Annotated in this window: 1 protein-coding gene; it reads right to left on the reverse strand. The window is 72.3% G+C overall.

Going from position 1 to position 1,527, the window contains the following annotated elements:
- On the reverse strand, nucleotides 1-1,433 hold a 1,433-nt coding region (gene purH / locus G6030_RS09220), incomplete at its 3' end, for a bifunctional phosphoribosylaminoimidazolecarboxamide formyltransferase/IMP cyclohydrolase (protein WP_182642930.1).
- Nucleotides 1,434-1,527 lie beyond the last annotated feature (94 nt).

The following is a 1,527-nucleotide window of genomic DNA, read 5'->3' on the forward strand; positions in this document are numbered from 1 at the left end:
GCGAGCACCTCGATGCCGTCGGCGAACGGGAAGAACGCGTCGGAGGCGGCCACCGCCCCGGCGACCCGGTCCCCCGCGCGCTGCACGGCGAGCCGCGCCGAGTCGACGCGGTTGACCTGCCCCATCCCCACGCCGACGGTGGCACCGGACTGGGCGAGCAGGATGGCGTTGGACTTGACCGCGCGGCAGGCGCGCCACGCGAACAGCAGGTCGCGGAGGGTCTGCTCGTCGGCGTCGTCGCCGCAGGCCCTGGTCCAGCCGGCCACGACGTCGCCGTCGGCGTCGAGGGCGTCGCGCTGCTGCACGAGCACGCCGCCGGAGATCTGCTTGCGCTCGACCTCCTCACCGGCGGGCGGCTGCGCCTCGAGGATCCGGATGTTCTTCTTGCGCTGGAGTATCTCCACGGCGCCGTCGGCGTAGGACGGGGCGATGATGACCTCGGTGAAGATCTCGGCGACCTGCTCGGCCATCTCCACCGTGACCTCGCGGTTCGCCGCGATGACGCCGCCGAACGCGCTGACGGGGTCGCACTCGTGGGCGGCGCGGTGGGCGGCGGCGATGTCGGCGTCGATCGCGATGCCGCACGGGTTGGCGTGCTTGATGATCGCGACGCACGGCTCGGCGTGATCGAAGGCCGAGCGCCAGGCGGCGTCGCCGTCGACGTAGTTGTTGTAGCTCATCTCCTTGCCGTGCAGTTGGCGGGCCTGGGCGAGCCCGGGTGCGGCCGCGGCGTCGGTGTAGAGGGCGGCGCTCTGGTGCGGGTTCTCGCCGTAGCGGAGGGTGGCCACGAGGTCGAGGCTCTGGCCCTGCCAGACCGGATAGCCCTCGTCCTCGCCGGACGTCTGCTCGGTCATCCACGTGGCCACGGCCACGTCGTAGGCGCCGGTGTGGCGGAAGGCGGCGGCGGCGAGGCGGCGGCGCTGTTCGAGGGTGAACCCGCCCGCGGCGACGGCCTCCAGCGCGTCGCCGTAGCCGGCCGGGTCCACCAGGACCGCGACGGAGGGATGGTTCTTGGCCGCCGCGCGGACCATGGACGGTCCGCCGATGTCGATCTGCTCGACGCAGGCGTCGTAGTCGGCGCCGGAGGCGACGGTGTCGGTGAAGGGGTAGAGATTGACGACGACGAGCTCGAACGGGTGCACGCCGAGGTCCTCGATCTGCTCGAGGTGCTCGGGCTTGCGGGTGTCGGCCAGGATGCCGGCGTGGACCCGCGGGTGCAGGGTCTTGACCCGACCCTCGAGGCATTCCGGGAACCCGGTCAGCGCGTCGACGGGCGTCACGGCGATCCCCGCGTCGGCGATGCGCTGGGCGGTCGAGCCGGTGGAGACGATCTCGACCCCGGCGTCGGCGAGCCCCCGGGCGAGTTCTTCCAGCCCGGTCTTGTCGTAGACGCTGATGAGGGCACGGCGGACGGGCCTGCGGGAGTCGGTCACTTCAGGTGCACCTTTCGACCTTCGATGTGGAGTCGGCCGCGGGCGGCGGCCGCGAGGACGTCGACGAGCAGTTCGCGCTCGACGACCTTGATGC

The organism is Dietzia sp. E1, assembly GCF_014145015.1.
GTDB lineage: Bacteria > Actinomycetota > Actinomycetes > Mycobacteriales > Mycobacteriaceae > Dietzia > Dietzia cinnamea_A.